Source organism: Acinetobacter haemolyticus CIP 64.3 = MTCC 9819 (assembly GCF_000369065.1).
Lineage (GTDB): Bacteria > Pseudomonadota > Gammaproteobacteria > Pseudomonadales > Moraxellaceae > Acinetobacter > Acinetobacter haemolyticus.
Window position 1 is genome coordinate 93,518 of the sequence record NZ_KB849804.1, and the last position, 19,570, is coordinate 113,087.

Annotated in this window: 20 protein-coding genes and 4 pseudogenes; 12 read left to right on the forward strand and 12 right to left on the reverse strand. The window is 40.6% G+C overall.

Annotated elements, in window-relative coordinates:
• Window positions 1-33: 33 nt before the first annotated feature.
• Entirely contained in the window at window positions 34-2,472 is a 2,439-nt protein-coding gene (locus tag F927_RS10435; RefSeq protein WP_005084481.1) for a DNA internalization-related competence protein ComEC/Rec2, read from the forward strand.
• Here the strand turns inward: F927_RS10435 and F927_RS10440 are convergent.
• A complete protein-coding gene (locus F927_RS10440; RefSeq protein ID WP_005084485.1) occupies window positions 2,461-3,417 on the reverse strand; it encodes a lysophospholipid acyltransferase family protein in 957 nt (318 codons plus the stop codon). The genes F927_RS10435 and F927_RS10440 overlap by 12 nt on opposite strands.
• A gap of 139 nt (window positions 3,418-3,556) precedes the next feature.
• On the opposite strand from F927_RS10440, the gene sppA reads away from it, so the two are divergent.
• Window positions 3,557-4,579, forward strand: coding sequence for a signal peptide peptidase SppA (gene sppA, locus F927_RS10445; RefSeq protein ID WP_005084487.1), 1,023 nt, complete (start codon window positions 3,557-3,559; stop codon window positions 4,577-4,579).
• Window positions 4,580-4,725: 146 nt separating this feature from the next.
• Complete coding sequence (locus F927_RS10450) at window positions 4,726-5,523, forward strand: alpha/beta fold hydrolase (RefSeq protein WP_005084488.1); 798 nt, start codon at window positions 4,726-4,728, stop codon at window positions 5,521-5,523.
• A 46-nt stretch (window positions 5,524-5,569) separates the two neighbouring features.
• On the opposite strand, the gene purN is transcribed toward F927_RS10450, so the two are convergent.
• Both purN and purM read right to left on the reverse strand, forming a co-directional pair.
• Entirely contained in the window at window positions 5,570-6,199 is a 630-nt protein-coding gene (purN, locus tag F927_RS10455) for a phosphoribosylglycinamide formyltransferase (protein WP_171055806.1), read from the reverse strand.
• On the reverse strand, window positions 6,196-7,266 hold the full coding sequence (purM, locus tag F927_RS10460; protein WP_004640125.1) for a phosphoribosylformylglycinamidine cyclo-ligase: 1,071 nt from the start codon (window positions 7,264-7,266) through the stop codon (window positions 6,196-6,198). Before purM ends, purN begins: the two co-directional genes overlap by 4 nt.
• 133 nt (window positions 7,267-7,399) lie before the next feature.
• Here purM and cxpE point away from each other — a divergent pair, with 133 nt between their 5' ends.
• From cxpE to F927_RS17450, 5 genes and pseudogenes are all read left to right on the forward strand, one after another.
• Window positions 7,400-8,596, forward strand: a complete 1,197-nt coding sequence (gene cxpE, locus F927_RS10465) for a chloramphenicol efflux transporter CxpE (protein ID WP_005084490.1) — start codon at window positions 7,400-7,402, stop codon at window positions 8,594-8,596.
• A 20-nt stretch (window positions 8,597-8,616) separates the two neighbouring features.
• Window positions 8,617-9,315 (forward strand): DnaA ATPase domain-containing protein, encoded by a 699-nt coding sequence (locus F927_RS10470; protein WP_004640121.1) that lies wholly within the window; start codon window positions 8,617-8,619, stop codon window positions 9,313-9,315.
• 112 nt (window positions 9,316-9,427) lie between these two features.
• A pseudogene (locus tag F927_RS10475) lies at window positions 9,428-9,766 on the forward strand (CSLREA domain-containing protein); the annotation flags it as partial.
• A gap of 25 nt (window positions 9,767-9,791) precedes the next feature.
• A complete protein-coding gene (locus F927_RS10480; protein ID WP_020846310.1) occupies window positions 9,792-10,724 on the forward strand; it encodes an IS5-like element IS17 family transposase in 933 nt (310 codons plus the stop codon).
• A 54-nt stretch (window positions 10,725-10,778) separates the two neighbouring features.
• Window positions 10,779-10,880: pseudogene (locus F927_RS17450) on the forward strand (GlyGly-CTERM sorting domain-containing protein); the annotation flags it as partial.
• Window positions 10,881-10,936: 56 nt separating this feature from the next.
• Here F927_RS17450 and F927_RS10485 read toward each other — a convergent pair.
• The 5 genes from F927_RS10485 to F927_RS10505 all read right to left on the reverse strand — a co-directional run bounded on the left by F927_RS10485 (window position 10,937) and on the right by F927_RS10505 (window position 14,205).
• Entirely contained in the window at window positions 10,937-11,326 is a 390-nt protein-coding gene (locus F927_RS10485) for a DUF3106 domain-containing protein (protein ID WP_004640116.1), read from the reverse strand.
• Entirely contained in the window at window positions 11,316-11,639 is a 324-nt protein-coding gene (locus F927_RS10490; RefSeq protein ID WP_004640114.1) for a hypothetical protein, read from the reverse strand. Before F927_RS10490 ends, F927_RS10485 begins: the two co-directional genes overlap by 11 nt.
• On the reverse strand, window positions 11,632-12,243 hold the full coding sequence (locus F927_RS10495; RefSeq protein ID WP_005084495.1) for an RNA polymerase sigma factor: 612 nt from the start codon (window positions 12,241-12,243) through the stop codon (window positions 11,632-11,634). Before F927_RS10495 ends, F927_RS10490 begins: the two co-directional genes overlap by 8 nt.
• A gap of 157 nt (window positions 12,244-12,400) precedes the next feature.
• Window positions 12,401-13,177: a TrmH family RNA methyltransferase gene (locus F927_RS10500; RefSeq protein ID WP_005084497.1), complete on the reverse strand. Its 777-nt coding sequence runs from the start codon at window positions 13,175-13,177 to the stop codon at window positions 12,401-12,403.
• 53 nt (window positions 13,178-13,230) lie between these two features.
• Entirely contained in the window at window positions 13,231-14,205 is a 975-nt protein-coding gene (locus tag F927_RS10505) for a class 1 fructose-bisphosphatase (protein ID WP_005084499.1), read from the reverse strand.
• Between the two features lie 176 nt (window positions 14,206-14,381).
• Between F927_RS10505 and F927_RS10510 the strand changes: the two genes are divergently transcribed.
• Window positions 14,382-14,570 (forward strand): NF038105 family protein, encoded by a 189-nt coding sequence (locus F927_RS10510; protein ID WP_004640107.1) that lies wholly within the window; start codon window positions 14,382-14,384, stop codon window positions 14,568-14,570.
• A 40-nt stretch (window positions 14,571-14,610) separates the two neighbouring features.
• On the opposite strand, the pseudogene F927_RS16885 reads toward F927_RS10510, so the two are convergent.
• Window positions 14,611-14,721: pseudogene (locus F927_RS16885) on the reverse strand (peptidoglycan-associated lipoprotein Pal); the annotation flags it as partial.
• A gap of 86 nt (window positions 14,722-14,807) precedes the next feature.
• On the opposite strand from F927_RS16885, the gene F927_RS10515 reads away from it, so the two are divergent.
• The 3 genes from F927_RS10515 to F927_RS10525 all read left to right on the forward strand — a co-directional run bounded on the left by F927_RS10515 (window position 14,808) and on the right by F927_RS10525 (window position 17,181).
• A complete protein-coding gene (locus tag F927_RS10515) occupies window positions 14,808-15,191 on the forward strand; it encodes a transposase (RefSeq protein WP_001055585.1) in 384 nt (127 codons plus the stop codon).
• A complete protein-coding gene (tnpB, locus tag F927_RS10520; protein ID WP_000618091.1) occupies window positions 15,188-15,523 on the forward strand; it encodes an IS66 family insertion sequence element accessory protein TnpB in 336 nt (111 codons plus the stop codon). The genes F927_RS10515 and tnpB overlap by 4 nt, the downstream gene beginning before the upstream one ends.
• Before the next feature lie 74 nt (window positions 15,524-15,597).
• The gene (locus tag F927_RS10525) at window positions 15,598-17,181 is read left to right on the forward strand and encodes an IS66-like element ISAba25 family transposase (protein ID WP_005080579.1); all 1,584 of its coding nucleotides are present in this window, start codon (window positions 15,598-15,600) and stop codon (window positions 17,179-17,181) included.
• A 33-nt stretch (window positions 17,182-17,214) separates the two neighbouring features.
• Here the strand turns inward: F927_RS10525 and F927_RS10530 are convergent.
• From F927_RS10530 to tolA, 3 genes and pseudogenes are all read right to left on the reverse strand, one after another.
• A pseudogene (locus F927_RS10530) lies at window positions 17,215-17,673 on the reverse strand (OmpA family protein); the annotation flags it as partial.
• A 22-nt stretch (window positions 17,674-17,695) separates the two neighbouring features.
• On the reverse strand, window positions 17,696-18,979 hold the full coding sequence (gene tolB, locus F927_RS10535; protein WP_005084503.1) for a Tol-Pal system beta propeller repeat protein TolB: 1,284 nt from the start codon (window positions 18,977-18,979) through the stop codon (window positions 17,696-17,698).
• Between the two features lie 99 nt (window positions 18,980-19,078).
• A partial coding sequence (gene tolA / locus F927_RS10540; RefSeq protein ID WP_005084505.1) for a cell envelope integrity protein TolA occupies window positions 19,079-19,570 on the reverse strand: 492 nt, incomplete at its 5' end.

Sequence of the window (19,570 nt, forward strand, 5' to 3'; positions counted from 1 at the left end):
CCCACAGAAAAATCAAAATTAAATTCATCATTGATGCTAAAAATTATTTTATTGGGGTGGGTTGCGGGTATCGCACTTATGGGAATGCATTTCCCGATCATTACATCTACATGGTGGCTTTGGCTGATTATTGCATTCGCGATCTTTGGTTTCGGATTTTATTGGAAAAAGCAGTATTTTCATTATCCTACTTATAAAGCCTTGCTTTTAATCAGTGCGACTTGGGCATTATTTTGCACAGGTTATCATTATGCTGATATTCAATTACAACAACGTCTTATTTTTAAAGAACAAAATGTTGAAACATTTGAAGCGATTGTTTATATCAAAAAGATCAGTGAACTGAATGAAAATGGCGAGAAACAAGTTGCTGAGGTTTTGAATCGACATGCACAAAGTGTGAATTGGTTTCTTCATTTAAGAAAAGAAAAAGACACATCTAAAGTAGAGCCAGAATTTCAATTGGGTCATTACTATCGTGTATCTGGGCAAATTCGACCCGCCCATAGTTATGCCGTCCCTGGTGCATTCGATCTGGAAAAATGGTTTTTACAACAAAATGTGCAGTCGGGATTTTCTGTACGAAATATTCAGCCTATTCATGAAGATGAACTCTATCAGCTGGGTTATCATCATCATTTGCAACAACAACAATCTCATTGGGCCATATTCTTATTAGCTGTTGAAAAAAAGCGTTTGGCTTTTCGACAAATGCTACAGGCATCAGCATTCCAACATAAAGGGTTGCTATTGGCTTTGCTCACAGGGGATGAGAGTCTTTTATCTGATGCCGTAAAACAACAATTTCAACACCTTGGGATTTCACATTTATTGGCTATTTCTGGACCACATGTGTTGGTATTTGCATTGATACTGACTTGGTCATTACAAAAGTTGATTCAGCGCTACTGCCCAAGCATCTATTTGAAGCAACCTCGACAATTACTACTATTGTTGCCCTTTATCTTTAGTGTCTTGCTATATGTGGCATTTGTTGGTTTTGAGATTCCAGCAATGAGAACATTATTAACCGTTAGCATTGTCAGTACTTTTATGTGCTTAAGACAGTCGATTCAGGCATTTAGTGTGTTGGTTTATAGTGCGAGCTTATTGTTAGTTTTAGATCCATTTAGCATTTTATCTGCTGCATTTTGGTTATCTTATGGCGCGTGTTTTATTTTGATAAGAATCTATCAGACGATTATACAGTTACCACAAAATGTAAATTTAACATTTAAACAAAAAATGATCTGGGGCAGTCATATTCTGATTGAATCGCAATGGAAAATTTTTGTCGCGTTATTGCCTTTGGTTTTGATTTTCTTTCAGCAAGTTTCATGGTTTGCCCCCTTAACTAATCTTATTGCTATCCCATTGTTAGGTGCTTGTATTGTTCCTTTAGATATTCTAGCTGCATGTGTGTGGTTAATTATTCCTACATTAGGGCAGTGGTTATTTCAAATGAATGATGTGTTTTTGTCATTCTTGATGCTGATTTTAGATGTACTTCAATCGATTTCGCCGCAGTTGTATGGGATAAGTTTCACCCCTTGGATGATGGTGAGTTTAATTATCGGTATTTTTCTATTGTTTTTGCCTAGAGGTATTGTTCCAAAGTTTTGGGCTGCTGTCTGTTTCTTACCGATATTATGGGGTGTAAAAGCTCAACCCGAAGCATTGCACGTATTAGATGTTGGTCAAGGACAAGCTGTCTTAGTACAACATACCAAAGGTAATCTCCTGATTGATACTGGTGGATCATTTGATGAAACCAAATTCAGTATCGGGGAGCGAGTGGTTATTCCTTTTCTACGTCAGCAAGGTATTCGGCGATTGGAACATGTTGTGTTATCTCATTTGGATCAAGATCATAGTGGAGCATTTACGTCGATTCAGAATAGTTTTGAAATTGATTTGGTTCAATCGAATGAAAAGTATGAAAAAATGCAATTTAAGGAGAATTTTTCATTTTGCCAACAAGGTCAACAGTCGTCATTTCCAAACATCAACATCCAAGTTTTATTTCCTCGAGCCAATGAATTGAGCTATGCGAAATATCAGAAAAATGAATATTCTTGTGTGCTCTATGTGCAATTTTTAGATGCTCAAACTTATCAGAACTTTTTGATTATGGGGGATGCAGGCTGGGAAACCGAATATAAATTGTTACAGCAGTATCCAGATTTAAAAGTCGATGTGTTAATTCTTGGTCATCATGGCAGTAAGCATAGCTCTGCTTACGAATTTTTGGCAACCCTCCAGCCCAAACTTACAATTGCTTCTGCGGGATTTAATAATCGTTACGGACATCCCAGTCAGGAGGTTTTGAAACGATTGCAGCACTTAAATATTCCAATATTAAATACAGCAGATGCGGGTACGATTAGCTTTATGATGAATAATCATGATGGGGTGTTGCTACAGCATCGACAAAAAAGAAAATGGTTATCCAAAAATAGCCTAAGTAATTGATGCTTGCTTAGTTAAATGGCGAACTTCTGCAACTTTGGCTAATGCTTGATTTTCATCTATGTCATAGATTCTTTTTAATTCTTTATTGGCACTAAAGCGTTTGTAACTCCAGTGATAATGATCAGGATAGCGTTTAATTAATTGTTCTAAAGTCTGGTGAATAATTAATGTTCCATCTTCGGCACTACCTTGGTAAATTTGAGGGTCAATCGGCTCAATATACATATCAAAGCCATCTTGATCATTACGCATTGTATAAATGAGTAGTGCCTTTGCCTTAGTTTTTTGAATTAACTTTGCACTCAAACTACTTGAAGCGACAGGAATATCAAAATAATTGATCATTTCTCCGCCATGATCAGGTGTGTGATCAGGTAGGATAGCAGTTGTGCCGCCTTGTTTTAATGCTTTAAAGATTTGACGGACACCACTTTCATCTGTTGGTACTAGATGTGCCTGTTCACGACTGCGCGCTTCTCGCACAAAACGATCTGCATCAGGATTTTTAACAGGTTTGTAGAGAATCGTCATTTCTGTGTATTGAGAAAGCCAGGCATTCATGACTTCCCAAGTTCCGAAATGTGGAACGATCAAAACAATTCCTTTTTTTTCAGCCAATGCCTCATGTAAATACTGCTCACCAGATACATTTTGAATGCGTTGAATATTTCTTTGATTAGAAGAACCCCAAATACTTAAAAATTCAAAGTATGAGGTTAATTCATTTTGAATTGCTTTTTTGGTCAACTGTTGTCGTTGCTGTAGATCCATATTCGGGAAAGCAATCTGTATATTTAGACTAATAATTTTTGATATCTTAGAAAGTTGAAAACTCGTGAGAAATCCAGCAAGCATACGTGCAAAGAAACGTCCTAGTTGAATCGGCTGGCGACTCAGAAATTTGATTAGACGGTAACTAGTGTTGCTAGATTTTGATTGAGCCATGTATTTTAAATGCGAAAAATTACAAAGTGAGAGTATAAGGTAAAAAATAATTATAAGTTAAAATAAGTTATTTAAACAGTTTTGCTCAAATCAGCGTATATAATAAAGCCACTTTTAAAATATATTGGATTGGAGTCTTATGTCCGATTGGCCACCAAAACCACAAAATGAACCCACAAATCCGAATAATGTGACAGGCAAAGAATGGCAGATTTTAGAAAAGGCCGTATTGGCTTCTGTCGAAGAGCAGCGTCGAAGCCGACGTTGGAGTATCTTTTTTAAATTCCTAGGTTTTGCATATTTACTTTTCGTGTTGATTGCAATGGGTAAAGGGTGTTCGACGTCTTCGACGAAAACAACGACCAATATTACCAGTGATCATTTGGCAGTTGTGGATATTATTGGAACGATCGACTCTTCCAGCGGTTCTTCTACTGTAAACAGTGATGATACAAATAAGGCACTCAAACGTGCTTTTGAGGCAAGTGGTAGTAAAGCAGTTGCCTTGAATATCAACTCACCAGGCGGCTCTCCTGTGCAATCTGATGAAATTTGGCAAGAAATCCGTTACCTGAAGAAACAACATCCTGATAAGAAGGTCTATGCTGTGATTGGTGATATGGGTGCTTCGGGTGCTTATTATATTGCTTCAGCAGCAGATGAGATTATTGTCAATCCATCGAGTTTGGTGGGATCAATCGGTGTCATTATGCCAAATTATGGTTTAAGCGGATTGGCTCAAAAGCTTGGGATAGAGGATCGTACTTTAACCTCAGGTAGTAATAAAGATATTTTGAGTATGACTAAACCGCTTGATCCAGCACAAAAACAGCATGTGCAATCAGTATTGGATAATGTGCATGCTCATTTTATTAATGCGGTTAAAGAAGGTCGTGGCAAACGTTTGAAATCGAATGATCCTGCAATTTTCTCAGGTCTATTTTGGACAGGTGAACAGGCAGTTGCCTTAGGTGTCGCGGACCGTAGTGGTAGTATGACGACATTAATGCGTGATCTAAATGTGAGTCAAAAAGTTGATTATACTGTTCAGCGTAATCCTTTCGAGTCTATTTTAGGGCGTATGGGGGCAAAGATCGGCGAGGGAATTAGTAGTTCACTTGCAGATCAACTTCAGACTCAACAAAACGCAAAAATACAATAACGCCGCTAAAATATTTTAATCTTCAGGGCTGTACTTCATTGCAGCCCTAGTTTTTTCAAAAATAACTACTCAGTTCTTCCTTTTTGGTTGCTACACTGTTTAAGTGGAAGATACTTTATCAATCTATACGCTTAAAAAAGACTGTTATGAAACCTATTATTCATTTTGCCCATGCCAATGGGGTTCCATCTAAAGTTTATCAAAAGCTTTTTCAGCAATTGGAAGATCAATACGACATTATTTATGTTGCTGAGATAGGAACAGATAAGCGTTATCCCATCACAGATGGCTGGTCACATTTGGTAGACCAAGTAATTGATAGTGTTGTGCAACAAGCACAAGGGCGACAGGTGATTGGTTTAGGACATTCTTTAGGTTCGGTGCTGACATTGATGGCAGCTTATCGTCGTCCTGAGTTATTTTCTCAAGTGATTATGCTGGATCCACCTTTAATTATTGGTAAGGCTTCTTTTGTTTTTCATCTGGCTAAAATTTTTAAGCCTAAACTAGTCGACAAGATCACTCCAGCAGGTCTATCGGCTCGCCGTCGAGATCATTGGGAGTCACGTGAACAAGCTGCCGAATTGCTTGGTTCAAGAGGTTTCTACCAACATTTTGATCCTGACTGTTTTCAAGCGTATATTGACTATGCATTAACCAATGATCCGCAAAGAGGTGGGGTGACATTGACGATTCCCAAAGCGGATGAAGTTGGATTATTTAGAACTACACCTTCGATGTGGTGGTTGCCGATGCCAAAACCGCCCGTTCCAGTCCATTTAGTGGTTGGTCGTGACAGTGTTTTCTTAAAAGAAAAATTTCCTCAAGTTGCACAAAAGAAATTAGGTATTCCTTTTTCAGTTGTCGAGGGTGGTCATATGTTCCCCTTAGAACATCCATTGGAAACGGTAGATAAGGTCAAAAGCTTAATTGTTAAGAGATAATGGACAGCATTAACCAGCAAATCGGAATTTGCTGGTTATGGTTAAATCACCATTGTGCAAACTGAATGGGTTGAGTTAATGGTTTTTGATTGAAGTAGGCTTGACCATTTTTCCAAGTTAACTGACCCGTACAAAACCATTGTACAACTTGAGGGTAAATGAAATGCTCAAGTTGGTGTACCCGTTGCGCTAAGCTTTCTACCGTGTCATTTAGACTGACTTGAATTGCAGATTGTGCAATGCTTTGACCAGCATCTAATTCTGCTGTTACAAAATGAACCGTACAACCATGCAGGCGATCTCCAGTATTTAACACACGTTGATGTGTATTAACACCTTTATAGAAAGGCAGCAGAGATGGATGGATATTCAACATCGTACCTTGCCATTTACTGACAAAGTTTGGGGTTAAAATCCGCATAAAGCCCGCAAGGATCACAAGATCAACTTGCCATGCGATCAATTGTTGATGCATTGCTTCATCAAAGCTTTCTCTAGTTGGAAAGTCTTTATGTGAAATGACTGCGGTTGCAATATTGGCGTCTTTGGCACGTTGTAATGCATAAGCATCAGCTTTGTTGGATACGACACCAATGATTTGCCCTGACAAATTTGCATCTATCAGGGCTTGTAGGTTGCTACCGTTGCCAGAGACAAGGACCGCAATTCTCATTATGCAAAGATCACACGAATTTTTTCGTCAGCGCCTTCAACAGATTCAGCATTTTCTTGGATATGACCAATCTTCCAAGCTTTTTCACCTTGTGCATTTAAGACTTCAATTGCTTTATCTGCTTCACTAGGATCAACCGCAATGACCATACCCACGCCACAGTTAAATGTGCGATACATTTCGAAGCGTTCTACATTGCCTTCGCGTTGTAGTAATTGGAATAACTCAGACCATTCCCAGCTTGATTCATCAATGACAGCTTGAGCGCCATTCGGAAGGACGCGAGGAAGGTTACCTGGTAAACCACCACCTGTGATATGTGCCATTGCATGCACGTCAACTTGTTTGCACAGTTCTAAAACAGGTTTTACATAAATGCGCGTTGGTTCCATTGCAACATCAGCGAGTGGGCGACCATCAACGATTTGAGTTAAATCTACATTCTTAACATCTAAGATTTTGCGTAGTAATGAATAACCATTTGAGTGAGCACCACTTGATGCTACACCGATCAAAACATCACCGGCTTTGACTTTAGTGCCGTCAATGATCTTACTTTGTTCAACGACACCTACTGCGAAACCAGCAAGGTCGTAATCTTCACCTTCATACATACCCGGCATTTCAGCAGTTTCACCACCGACCAGTGCGCAACCAGCAAGCTCACAACCTTTACCGATACCCGTTACAACGTTGGCTGCAACATCTACATTCAAATGTCCAGTTGCATAGTAATCTAAGAAGAATAAAGGTTCTGCACCACAAACCAGTAAATCGTTTACACACATTGCGACAAGATCTTGTCCAATCGTGTTATGACGATTGAGATTGAGGGCTAAGCGTAATTTTGTACCTACGCCGTCAGTTCCTGAAACCAATACAGGCTCTTCATAACCTTTTGGAATTTTGCATAGTGCGCCAAAACCACCTAGACCGCCCATGACTTCAGGACGAGTGGTGCGTTTTGCGACAGATTTGATACGATCGACCAGTGCGTCGCCCGCTTCAATGTCGACGCCCGCATCTTTGTAGCTTAAACCAGTATTTGGGGTAGAAGTTGAGTTGCTCATAGTGAAGTCTCCGCATTGGCGGCAGATTATAACCTGAATATACGAAACTCTTATGTTATTTATGCTCGAAAATGCTATCTTTATTAAAAATTTTTTCCATTTATAACGATTACACGAACAAAGGTTAAATTTTATGCAAGATCTGGTACTCCGCCGTATCTTTATCCTCGCTGGGATCGCATTATTGCTTTGGGTGCTTTATCTACTCAAGCCGATTGTGATCCCGTTTGTTGGTGCGTTTTTGATTGCATATTTTTTTAGTCCACTGGTTGACGTCTTAGTGAAGATCAAGCTACCACGTTGGTTAGCGATTAGTGTGGTATTTATCGGTATTGGTGTGACACTAACCGTTGTTTTATGGTTCCTGGCTCCTCTTGTATGGAAACAATTGATTTATGCACGGGATAGCATTCCAGCAGGTATTCATTGGGTAAATGCAACGTTTCTACCTTGGATGTCTGAAACTTTTGATTTGGTTCCAATGGAAATTGACACTGATCAAATCTCAAAAGTCGTGATGGAATATGTACAAACAAATTATAGCTCAGATAGCATTCAAACCTTTGCTCTACGTCTTGCACAATCAGGTCTAAATTTTATCCAAATTGGTGGGATTATTATTTTGATCCCGATTATTTCTTTCTATTTCCTTTTGGATTGGGAAAGAATGCTGCAAAGTTTACGTCGCTTGATTCCACGTCCATATGAAGCATCTACTTTAAAAATTATCCGCGAATGCCATAGTGTATTAGGTGCGTTTGTAAAAGGTCAGTTTTTAGTGATGCTTTTATTAGGGGTGATCTATGCTGTAGGACTGCAACTTATTGGCTTAGAAGTGGGGCTGATTATAGGGATGGTCGCAGGTCTGGCAAGTATCATTCCATATCTTGGTTTTGCCGTTGGGATTATTGCTGCAGTTATAGCAACTTTATTTCAGTTTGGACTAGATTGGACACAACTGCTTTTGGTTGGAGCTGTTTTTCTTGTTGGGCAAATGGTGGAAGGCTATATTCTTCAACCTTTCCTACTCGGAGATAAAATTGGTTTGTCTCCAGTTGCGGTAGTATTTGCTGTTTTAGCTGGTGCGAAACTCGCAGGTTTTCTTGGAATGTTGATCGCATTGCCTGTCGCGGCTGTGATTGTTGTATTACTCAGACATGCTCGAGACAATTATGAAAAAAGCAGATTCTATGGACTTCCCCAAGAAATGGTTGTCGTTGAAAGTATGCCACAACATATCAGTGTTGAAACCGATCAAGTAGAGCTTGATCTTGAAATAAAAAACTCTCAAGATACAGAGACTTCTAATCTAAAAGATGACTCCAAGTAAGCGGGGAACAAATTAACTCTATGCGTCAATTACAACTGGATATTGAACCACAACTGGATGCCCGAATTAGTGATTTTTCGGGGCCGGGTTGGGGACCTGTAGTTGATGCAGTGAGACAACTACATACAGGGTTGGTTAGCCGTCTGTATATTTATGGTGGTGCTGGAACAGGAAAAAGCCATTTATTATCAGCGATTTGTGATTCATATCTAGAGCTGGGGCGTCCAGCCATAAAGGTTTCTTTGCTGGCTTTATTAGATGCACCAATTGAAGCAATTACTGCTTTAGAGTTTTATGATTTAGTGGCATTAGATGATATTGATGCAATTAGTGGAGTGCCTCATTGGCAAAAAGCAGTTTTCCATTTGATGAATAACCATGAGGGACAATTGGTTTTTTCATCTAGAGTTGCGCCGATTGAGTTGAAATTAGAGCTTCCCGATTTGCAATCAAGATTAACACAGGCTGTGAGCGTAAAAGCGCCAAACGGAAGCTCTTTTGTTGATCGGCAGGCATTACTACAATCTGTGATGACACGTCGAGGCATTCATTTTGATCAGCAAATTGTGGACTACTTATTGCACAATGGTCCTCATCAAGCTTCGATTCTTTTACAGACATTGGCTCAATTAGAAAAAATGCTAAAAGGTGAAAAAACCAAGCTATCTAACACCACATTGAAACAAATTTATGCATTGATTGATGAATATCGGCAATAGCATAAAATTTCTTGAGTAATTTCGAGAGCTGTGACAAAGTACGCACAAAGGATGTGGTTGCAAAATCGGATTTTTGCAATACCTAGAAAAATGAAAATAGAAGGAGAACGGTATGCTCAAGCGGACGCTTGCCTGTGCTTTATTTGCGATTACTGGACATGCATATTCAGCAGATATTCTTGTTACGACATTAGTGGATGAAGACAAAAATGATTCCGTTTGTTCATTACGTGAAGCTATACTCTTTTTAAATAATCGAACTGAAGATCAATATAAAAATGGCTACAACGGATGTGGTGATGAAAGTTCTAGCTCTACAATTATATTGAAGCGAGATCAAGAATATAAATTAAATAGTCAGTTAGAAATTAAAGCACCAATGACTATAGCAACAGCCGCAAGCACGGACTTTAATGATCAGAGGCTTTGTTGCACAAACCTATCTGTAAAAGCTTTTTCAGCGATATAATTTTCAAATGAAGAAGCCTACACACAAAATCTACCGCACAACCAATTGGCCCGCATATAACCGAGCACTCATGAGTCGCGGAAATATTGCCATTTGGTTTGATCCTGCTACGCAATGGTATGCTCCATCAAAAGGCAAACAAGGGCGAAATCAAACCTACTCCGACGCAGCTATCCAATGCTGCTTAATGATTAAATCCTTATTCCGTCTATCTTTACGTATGGTCACTGGCTTTGTGCAAAGTCTGATTAAACTTTGTGGATTAAATTGGACCGCACCAGATTACAGTACGCTTTGTAGAAGACAAAAGCATATTGATATTGCAATCAGCTACCAAAAAAGTAGCGATGGGCTGCATCTACTCATAGACTCTACAGGCATGAAGTTTCTAGGTGAGGGCGAATGGAAACGCAAGAAACATGGACCTGAATATCGTCGCCAATGGCGTAAACTACATATTGGTATAGATGCTGAAACCCTTCAAATACGCGCTATTCAACTCACTACAAATAATGTCAGTGATTCACAAGTGCTTGGTGATTTACTCGATCAGATTCCACAAGATGAGCAGATTGACTCTGTTTATACCGATGGAGCTTATGACACCAAGCAATGCCGTCAGGTCATTGCAGATCGGCAAGCGCATGCGGTGATTCCACCTAGAAAAAATGCGAAACCATGGAAAGATACAAAGATCAGCTCGCTAGAACGAAATGAATTACTTCGAACAGTTAAACGTTTAGGCAGGAGACTATGGAAAAAATGGTCAGGCTATCATCGACGAAGTTTGGTGGAAACCAAGATGCATTGCATTAAATTATTAGGCGATAAATTAATGGCAAGAAGCTTTCCTAGTCAGGTGAATGAAATTCATGCACGTGTAGCAGTCCTCAACAGGTTTACGGAATTAGGTCGACCACTTACCCAAGTTACGCCTTAAATTTGGCTCAATTAGGGGCGCTTTGCATTTCAAATCTTTGTGCAACAAAACCCAACAGATAATAAACGTAATGCGAATAGCGGTGGAGGAAGTACAACACTTCTATCATTATTTGGTCTACTAGGTTTGTTAACTTATCGCCGTTTTAAAAAGTAAGATCAATGTAAAAATAGCGCCATATGGCGCTATTTTTTTTAGTAAACAAAAGTTATTTAGTGTTCAGAATATTTAGTTAAATATTCTTCTCTAATATTTACTCGCTCTTCTAAACTTGCATTTTGCATGCGTTTACGTAAGGTGCTACGTTCTTGTGTGCTCATTCTCTGCCATACATCACGCATTTTTTGTTTTTCATCATCGGGGAGTTGAGTAAACCACTCCATGCGTTGTTGTAGTTGAGAGCTTTGATCGTTAGGAATCTCTTTAAGCGTTTGATATCGCTTTATAAGCGCACGTTGCTCTTCTGGGGATAAATCATCCCATGCTTCTTCTGTCGTTGTTTTAACTGGCTTGGAAAATGGCCAAAAGCGATCTGAGCCAGCAAAACTCGTCTGTAATAAGCCGACTGTACATACAACAAGTGCTAATCTTTTAGCTGCCATGTCGAACCTTATCCTCGCCCAAGACCATTAACATTTCCATATCTTCAACCATTTGAGGGGACAGTTTTGGATTAATCACAACTTGGTTTTGTGGTTTATCAGTCAATTGTAAAGAGTTTGGTAAAATCACAATACCTGTAATTGCAGCAGCTAATGCAAAACCAGACATTTTCCAAATGCTGTAATAAGACGTTGGTTTCTTTTGGACACTATCCAAAACATGATTCATCACCATGAGCTTATTGTGCTGCTGTTCTTTTGCAAGTTGATCAAGTTTGGAAGTCACTTGTTTAGTGAACTCATCTTTATTCATTTGATGATCCTCCCGTATGTGGATTTAAATGCGCGAGAGCAACTCGGAGCCCCTGAATTGCACGGTGATAGTGTGTTTTTACACTACCTTCACTACAGTCCATAATTTGAGCAGTGGTCATCGTGTCGAAACCCTCCCAAGCTCTCAGCATAAATGCTTGTTGTTGGCGAACTGGTAACTGATGAATGGCTTCTTGAATTTCATCCATTGTGACTTCTTGATCAAGAAACTCAAATGGATTCGGTGTAGATTCATCAATGATATCAGTAATTTCTTCATCATCATCTAAATTAATTTTTTTAAATAAAGAAAATGGATTTGCGCGGCGTGCTTCCTTACGTCTCCAATCTTGTAGTTTATTATTAAGGATCGTATAGAACAGAGGGTACCATTCTTCAGTACTTTTATCTGCATATGATTTATGCAAAGAAATAAATGCTTCTTGCACTAAATCCATTGCGATCCCTTGTTGCCCTTGTGTAGCACTTTCCATCATTACAAGCGCACGACCAGTCACATCTTGCATAAAAAAACGAAGACGTTGTTCAACGGTACTGGTATCAGTACTGTTGCCAGTTTGAGCCTGTTTCGGTGCTAAATCCATAGAGATGGAAAATCCTGTCATGGAAACCCACCATTATTATCAATTCATTAATCATATAACGTTGAAAATGGTGGATGCGTTGACAACTTAAGCAATTATTTTTTGTAGTGTAATAGATTTTTCCAACAAAAAATCGGCTTTAATGTAATTTAACGTTTTATAGACGTTGACGGACCATCTCAAAAAAGCAGATTGAACCTGCGATTGCAACGTTTAAAGATTCCTGTCCCCCCGGTTGAGGAATTGTTACAGCTTGAGCATGTTCAAGTGCATACTCACTTGCACCTTGACCTTCATTCCCTAAAATCCATACGCATGATTGGGTCAAATCTTTGGAATATAGACTCGTTGATCTATGTGAGCTGGTGACAAAAACAGGGATCTGAAATTTTGGAAGAATTTCATTGAGCTGAATGTTTTCAAAACAATTCAAACTAAAATGAGCACCCATGCCAGCTCTTAGCACTCTTGGGGACCAAAGTGTTGCAGAGCCTTGCGTACAAATGATTTGTTTGATATTGGCTGCGGCTGCTGAACGTAATAATGTCCCCACATTTCCAGGGTCTTGGATATTTTCCAAAATCAAGGTATCAACACCAAAGTCAATTGTTGATGCTGTTTTAGGTAGATCAATAATGGCTAAGCAGGGAAGCGTCGTGCCTAGAGTGCTTAGATCTTTATAGAGTACTTCGCTAATCACAAAAACATGACCTTGATGTAGCTCCATCACTTTTTGTAGATCTGTATGTGCAAGCGCTTGTTCGGTTGTAAATAGAGAGAATATTTTTTTCTGTTGTTGCAACCATGCAATGCAAAGATGACTACCTTCTAAAACGGTTTGTTGGTGTTTTTTTCGAGCACTATTGAGTTCAATTAAGCCACGCAAATGTTTAATTTTTGCATTGTCTTTTGATTCTAAAAAGATAACCGCCATAAGAAGAACATCCGAAAGGGCATCAAGATTACATGATGCCCGAAGTAATTAAGTTATGAATGATAGCTCGTTACACGTTGAACTTCATTTTTAGAACCAATAATAACAGGTACACGCTGATGAAGCTCAGTTGGCTGGATTTCCATGATGCGAACTCGACCTGTTGTAGAAGCACCGCCTGCTTGCTCAATTAACATGCTCATCGGGTTGGCTTCATACATAAGACGTAAACGTCCTGCTTTTTTCGGATCTTTCAAATCATATGGGTAAAGGAAAATCCCACCACGACATAAGATACGATGAATATCACCTACCATACATGCAACCCAGCGCATGTTGAAATCTTTTTCACGTACTGATGTTTTCCCTGCTAATAGCTCATCGATATAACGTTTTACAGGATTTTCCCAATGACGTTGATTTGATGCATTGATTGCAAACTCTTGAGTATCCGCTGACACTTGTACATTTTCAGTGGTCAATAAAAATGTCTGTGAGTTTGGATCTAAAGTAAAGAACACCACGCCTGCACCGACTGTAAGCGCCAACATGGTTGATGGACCATAAAGAACATAGCCTGCAGCGACTTGCTCGATACCAGCTTGCATAAAGTCGGCAGACTGAGTTACTGCATTTTTTGCGGGCAAGATCGAGAAGATCGTACCAACACACATATTAATATCGATGTTACTAGAGCCATCTAGTGGATCAAATAACACTAAATATTTTCCATTTTCTTGAGCAGGGGTAAAATCATCCAACTCTTCAGATGCTAACCCACCGACTTGAGGGTGTACTTTTAACGCATCGATTAAATAATCGTTAGAAATTACATCTAATTTCTTTTGAGTTTCACCTTGAACATTTTCATTGCCCGCACTTCCTAGAATTCCAGCTAAAGCGCCTTTTTGTAATGCTTGATCAATAGTCTTGCAGGTTTCAGCAATTGTTGCGATGACTTGAGCCAATTCTGGAGTCAAATTCCCATTTTGTTGTTCTAAATATTGAGACAAAGTTAGGTTTGACATTTTTAATAGCTCCAATTTAGCTGTGTCAGAAATGGATAAAAAAGAATGCGCCTATTCTAGATGAGATCGCTATAAAATAAAAATTATCTTACTTTATTTATGTTGCTTTTATGATTACAAGTATGGCATTACATGCTATGTTGATTGGATATTAAACAGGACGTTGGAGATCGAAAATGTCAACTAAGACTTTTGAGGCAACACCTACTGCAGGTGAGCCAATTAATTTAGATGAAATTTCTAAAGAATGTGTCAAGGATGCTTGGAAAGAGTATGAGGCAAAGCCTGAATATAAAAAGTTTAATAAGCATGACTTGATAGAATCAATGCAGCCTAACGATGATGATACCTCATCTCAAACATAAAAAATGCTCACATAATGTGAGCATTTTTTATTAAACTTATTTATCTTAATAAAGGTGGCACAGCTTCGTAGTTGATCTCAACACGACGGTTTTCTTTCCAAGCTGCTTCGTTGTGACCTGGGTTTACAGGAGCTTCTTTACCGTAGCTAACGTAAGCATCCGGCTAACACAGCCTTACCAAGCGATCCTATAAGCCTTAATTTAGTTCCCACCTAAAAACAAGTGGGGACTTAATCCATGAACATGGATATATATTCAGCAACACCTCCTGTTGCTAAAAAACGCCGAAAATACAGCAAAGAATTCAAACTCAGTATTGTCAATGCCTGCAAAAATCCTAATACCTCGATCGCTTCGGTCGCACTGCAACATAGTATTAATGCCAACCTTGTCAGTCGTTGGATCAGGATCTTCAGCCATCATGAGGGTGCCGTGCAGGATCCTACTCATGTGAATCCAGCATTTATTGCTTTGCCTTACACTGCTGCAATCAGCCAACCTATTGATGAGAGGATCACGTTGTGTATCACCGTGCCTCATACGAATAATGATATTCAGCTAAAATGGCAGACATCAGAAATACCTGCCTTGGCAGAATTACTCAAGGCACTTGCAACATGATCCGCATTGATGAAATCTGGTTGTCTACTCAGCCCATGGACATGCGTGCAGGTATGGATACGACCATGGCTCAGGTGGTGAGAGCCTTTGGCTACATCAAACCGCATTGTGCTTACCTGTTCTGTAATAAACGTGGCCATCGCATGAAAGTGCTGGTACATGATGGATTGGGCATCTGGCTGTGTGCCCGGCGGCTGGAACAGGGCAAATTTCACTGGGCTCAAGTTCACCAAGGTGAAACCGTGGCCCTCAGCCCGGAACAGTTACAGGCACTGATCCAAGGTTTGCCCTGGCAGCGCATTGGACGACAGCAGGTGGTGACGATGCTTTAAACCAGGCTCGACCATTCTGCTATTCTCCAAACGTTCTATTTCATTCTTCTCATGACCTCAGGCATACTGCGGTCATGAATACGCTGCCTGACTTAAGCCAACTGACCCATGAACAACTGCTGGAATTCACCAGGCAGTTGGCGCTGCAGCATCAGTCTCTAGCACAATCAAACCAACAATTGGATGCCAAAGTTCAACATCTTTCTATTCTCAATCAAAAATACGAGCATGAACTGGCGCTGTTTAAAAAGCACAAATTCGCCCAAAAGAATGAACACTTAACGGCAAAACAAATCCATCTGTGGGATGAAGCGGTTGAAGAAGATATTGCCGCGGTTGATCTAGAACTGGAACGGCTAAATGCAGATAAAACCAATGCAGCGACACAGAAAGCCAAAACCAATAAACCTAAACGTCGACCACTGCCAGATCATCTACACACCATCCGTATTGAGCATGAACCTGCATCAACCCAATGTGCTTGTGGCTGCCAACTCCGTCGTATCGGCGAAGATGTCAGTGAAAAACTGCATTTCAGACCGGCACAGTTCTATAAGGAACAGCATGTGCGTGGTAAATGGGTCTGTGATCAGTGTGACACTCTAACTCAGCAAGCGATGCCCGCCTATGTGATTGATAAAGGCATTGCTTCACCTGAATTGCTCAGCCATGTGCTGGTATCGAAGTATGCCGATCATTTGCCGCTGTACCGTCAGCGCCTGATCTATCAGCGGGCGGGAATTGAACTTTCTAGATCCACTTTATCTGACTGGATAGGTCGCTGCGGTGTAGAACTGGAACCTCTGGCCAATGCCTTAAAAGAGGTGGTGCTGCAACAGCGGGTGCTGCATGCAGATGAAACACCGGTCACCATCATGCGGATGGGTGAGAATAATAAAAAACCGAAGAAAGGTTATGTCTGGGCCTATGCCACCACACAGTATAATCCAGTTCAGGCGGTGATCTATGACTTTCAGGATAGTCGTTCAGGCCAGCATGCTGAAGAGTTCTTGAAAGGCTGGCAGGGCTATCTAGTCTGTGATGATTACAGTGGTTATAAAGCACGTTTTAAATCAGGCCAGGTGATTGAGGTGGGGTGCATGGCCCATGCACGTCGTAAATTCCATGAACTGCATGTAACTGGGAAAAGTCAGGTTGCTGAACAGGCCTTAGTGCTGATTCAGAAACTGTATGCGATAGAAGCAGAACTCAGGAAAAAGACCGATGGTACAGCGGAAGACCGCCGCGAATACCGACAACAGCATAGTCAACCAGTGATGCAACAACTATATGAATGGCTCAACCAACATCATCTGACAGTGCCATCGAGTTCTCCCACCGCCAAGGCTATCAATTACACTCTGAAGCGTTGGCCAGCCTTAAGCCGCTATCTGGATGATGGCAATCTACCGATATGCAACAATTGGGTAGAGAATCAGATGCGTCCCTGGGCGTTGGGACGCAAGAACTGGCTGTTTGCAGGTTCGCTGCGCAGTGGTCAGCGAGCGGCAAACATCATGACTTTAATCCAGTCAGCAAAGCTGAATGGCTTGGATCCGTATGCCTATTTAAGTGATGTGCTGAAAAGGTTACCGACACACAAAGTGACCCAAATTGAAGAATTGCTGCCGCACTGCTGGAAACCTAAATCGAATTAAAAAATAGGTATGGGATTCAGCGGACGCTTACTAGCTAACTGCTTCAAGCTGCTGAGGATTTACACCGTTTGTTACTAAGAAGCTTTCAACTGCTTTTGCACGACGCTCACCTAATGCCATGTTGTATTCACGGGTACCGCGTTCATCGGTATGTCCAGTCAAAGCTACACGTGAATTTGCATTTGCAACTAAGAACTGCGCATGTGCTTGTAATGTTTGGTAGTCTTCGTTAGATAACTCACTGCTGTCATAGTCAAAATGAACAACGCGTTTCGCCAAGAATGCTTTATTTGCAGCAGTCACCCCTTTTGCAGATGCACCAGCTAAGTTTTGTGCATTTAATGCTGCATCTTCGCTCAAACCTTCAGTACTTACTGTCGTACCTGTTGGTGTATTTCCTGCAGTAATGTCTGTTGCTGGTTTACGGCTTGCACAACCAGTAAATACTAGCGTTGCAGCAATGAGTGGAAGGCTAAGATATTTCATATTCATGTGATTCTCCAATCAAGTAAATTTATTTTGGTGCCCAAGCAGGTTCACGAACTTCACCTTGCTCGCTTGGTAAATTCATACGGAAACGACCATCAGTAGACATGATTGACAGCAAGCCACGATTACCTTCGCGTGTTGCATAAACAACCATTTGACCATTTGGTGAGAAGCTTGGTGATTCATCTAAGCTGGTTGGGGTTAAGATATTTGTAATCCCCGTATTAATATCTTGGAGTGCAACTTTATAACTGCTTCCACTTGGGCGATGTACTAGAGCGAGTCTTTTTCCGTCCGAACTCAAGGTCCCACGTGCATTGAAAGCACCGCGGAAGGTGAGTCGTCGTACTGATTTATCTGCAAAGGTATAGCGATAAATTTGTGGAGAACCACCGCGATCAGACGTGAAAATAAATGATTTACCATCTGGCGAATAACGTGCTTCAGTATCAATCGCAGTATCATTGGTCATGCGCTGTACTTGACGTGTATTCAAATTCATTTGGTAAATTTCAGGATTACCATGCATCGATGCTGTAAATAACATCGATTGACCATCAGGTGAGAAGCTCGGCGCGCCATTTAAGCCTCTAAAGCTTGCAAGTACTTCACGTTGACCAGTCGCTAGATCTTGCAAATAAATGGCTGGACGCTTGGTTTCAAACGAAACGTAAGCAATTTTCTTCGCATCAGGCGTCCAAGTTGGGGAGAGGATAGGATCACGTGATGAAAGTACGGTTTTCGGTTGTTCACCATCGGTGTCCGCAATTTGTAAGGTGTAACGCTGTGCTGGATTTGCTTGGTTACGAAGTACATAAGCAATACGACCACTAAAGTCACCAGGGATGCCTGTCAAAGCTTGATAGATAGCATCACTGATCATATGCCCAGCTTGACGTACACGACCAGCAGGGACAGTCAAAACCTCATTGAGTAAGTATTGTTGTTTTTGTACATCGTAAAGCTGATAGTGAATTTCAAAAGTATTGGCATTTATAGCCTTACTTTGACCAACCACAACATATGGAACACCCGCATTTTGCCAATCACTTGCCTGAATCTGATTCATACTGGCAGATGCAGGTAAATTCTGTGACGCACTGGTAAAACGACCAGAGCGATTCAGATCGCTCTCGACAATTGGATAGATCGCATTGTCATTTGTAAATGGAACAATAGCGATTTTTGGCGCTTTTTCGGGTGCTTTTGCAATCTCCAATTGAAGCTGCGCAAAAGTTGTCATCGGAATAGTGGTACTAATTGCAGTAAAAACGGCAATTGCGATGAGATGCTTACGAGTCTTTTCCATAGTTACAATTACTTGCTCTCGTTTTTTTGTGGCTGTTGATTATTTAACATAGTTACGTGCTTTGTGCTATTACAAGCATGTAACGTTAACCATTTATTACTATTTTGCTATGAAATTTGAAGTAAAGCTTCGAGCTTCACGTCTTGCATCTGGATCTTCTGGCATCGGATAAGGAGCTGCTGCTCGTATCGCTGCTTCAACACTAGCTTTAACATCAGGATCACTTGCTGTTACAACAACAGATAAGACCGCACCACTATCACTTAATGTTACACGGGCACTAGCTCTTTGACCTGATGAGCCTAATGGCATAGTCCAAGCACGGTAAATTTTCTGTTCGAAATCACGTTTAGCTGTTGAAGCAATACGTCTAGATTCAGCTTTTTTCTGGGCTGCCTCTTGTTCCGCCTGTTTTGCGGCAGCGGCTTTAGCATCCGCCTCGGCTTTTGCTTTGGCATCTGCTTCGGCTTTGCGTTTAGCATCCGCCTCGGCTTTTGCTTTGGCATCTGCTTCAGCTTTGCGTTTAGCATCCGCTTCAGCTTTGCGTTTAGCATCCGCTTCGGCTTTGCGTTTAGCATCTGCCTCGGCTTT

Excerpts from the sequence above, each read along its gene's own strand:
- F927_RS10435 (WP_005084481.1), top strand. The coding sequence starts at position 34 with ATGCTAAAAATTATTTTATTGGGGTGGGTTGCGGGTATCGCACTTATG.
- F927_RS10440 (WP_005084485.1), bottom strand. The coding sequence starts at position 3,417 with ATGGCTCAATCAAAATCTAGCAACACTAGTTACCGTCTAATCAAATTT.
- sppA (WP_005084487.1), top strand. The coding sequence starts at position 3,557 with ATGTCCGATTGGCCACCAAAACCACAAAATGAACCCACAAATCCGAAT.
- F927_RS10450 (WP_005084488.1), top strand. The coding sequence starts at position 4,726 with ATGAAACCTATTATTCATTTTGCCCATGCCAATGGGGTTCCATCTAAA.
- purM (WP_004640125.1), bottom strand. The coding sequence starts at position 7,266 with ATGAGCAACTCAACTTCTACCCCAAATACTGGTTTAAGCTACAAAGAT.
- cxpE (WP_005084490.1), top strand. The coding sequence starts at position 7,400 with ATGCAAGATCTGGTACTCCGCCGTATCTTTATCCTCGCTGGGATCGCA.
- F927_RS10470 (WP_004640121.1), top strand. The coding sequence starts at position 8,617 with ATGCGTCAATTACAACTGGATATTGAACCACAACTGGATGCCCGAATT.
- F927_RS10480 (WP_020846310.1), top strand. The coding sequence starts at position 9,792 with ATGAAGAAGCCTACACACAAAATCTACCGCACAACCAATTGGCCCGCA.
- F927_RS10485 (WP_004640116.1), bottom strand. The coding sequence starts at position 11,326 with ATGGCAGCTAAAAGATTAGCACTTGTTGTATGTACAGTCGGCTTATTA.
- F927_RS10490 (WP_004640114.1), bottom strand. The coding sequence starts at position 11,639 with ATGAATAAAGATGAGTTCACTAAACAAGTGACTTCCAAACTTGATCAA.
- F927_RS10495 (WP_005084495.1), bottom strand. The coding sequence starts at position 12,243 with ATGGATTTAGCACCGAAACAGGCTCAAACTGGCAACAGTACTGATACC.
- F927_RS10500 (WP_005084497.1), bottom strand. The coding sequence starts at position 13,177 with ATGGCGGTTATCTTTTTAGAATCAAAAGACAATGCAAAAATTAAACAT.
- F927_RS10505 (WP_005084499.1), bottom strand. The coding sequence starts at position 14,205 with ATGTCAAACCTAACTTTGTCTCAATATTTAGAACAACAAAATGGGAAT.
- F927_RS10510 (WP_004640107.1), top strand. The coding sequence starts at position 14,382 with ATGTCAACTAAGACTTTTGAGGCAACACCTACTGCAGGTGAGCCAATT.
- F927_RS10515 (WP_001055585.1), top strand. The coding sequence starts at position 14,808 with ATGAACATGGATATATATTCAGCAACACCTCCTGTTGCTAAAAAACGC.
- tnpB (WP_000618091.1), top strand. The coding sequence starts at position 15,188 with ATGATCCGCATTGATGAAATCTGGTTGTCTACTCAGCCCATGGACATG.
- F927_RS10525 (WP_005080579.1), top strand. The coding sequence starts at position 15,598 with ATGAATACGCTGCCTGACTTAAGCCAACTGACCCATGAACAACTGCTG.
- tolB (WP_005084503.1), bottom strand. The coding sequence starts at position 18,979 with ATGGAAAAGACTCGTAAGCATCTCATCGCAATTGCCGTTTTTACTGCA.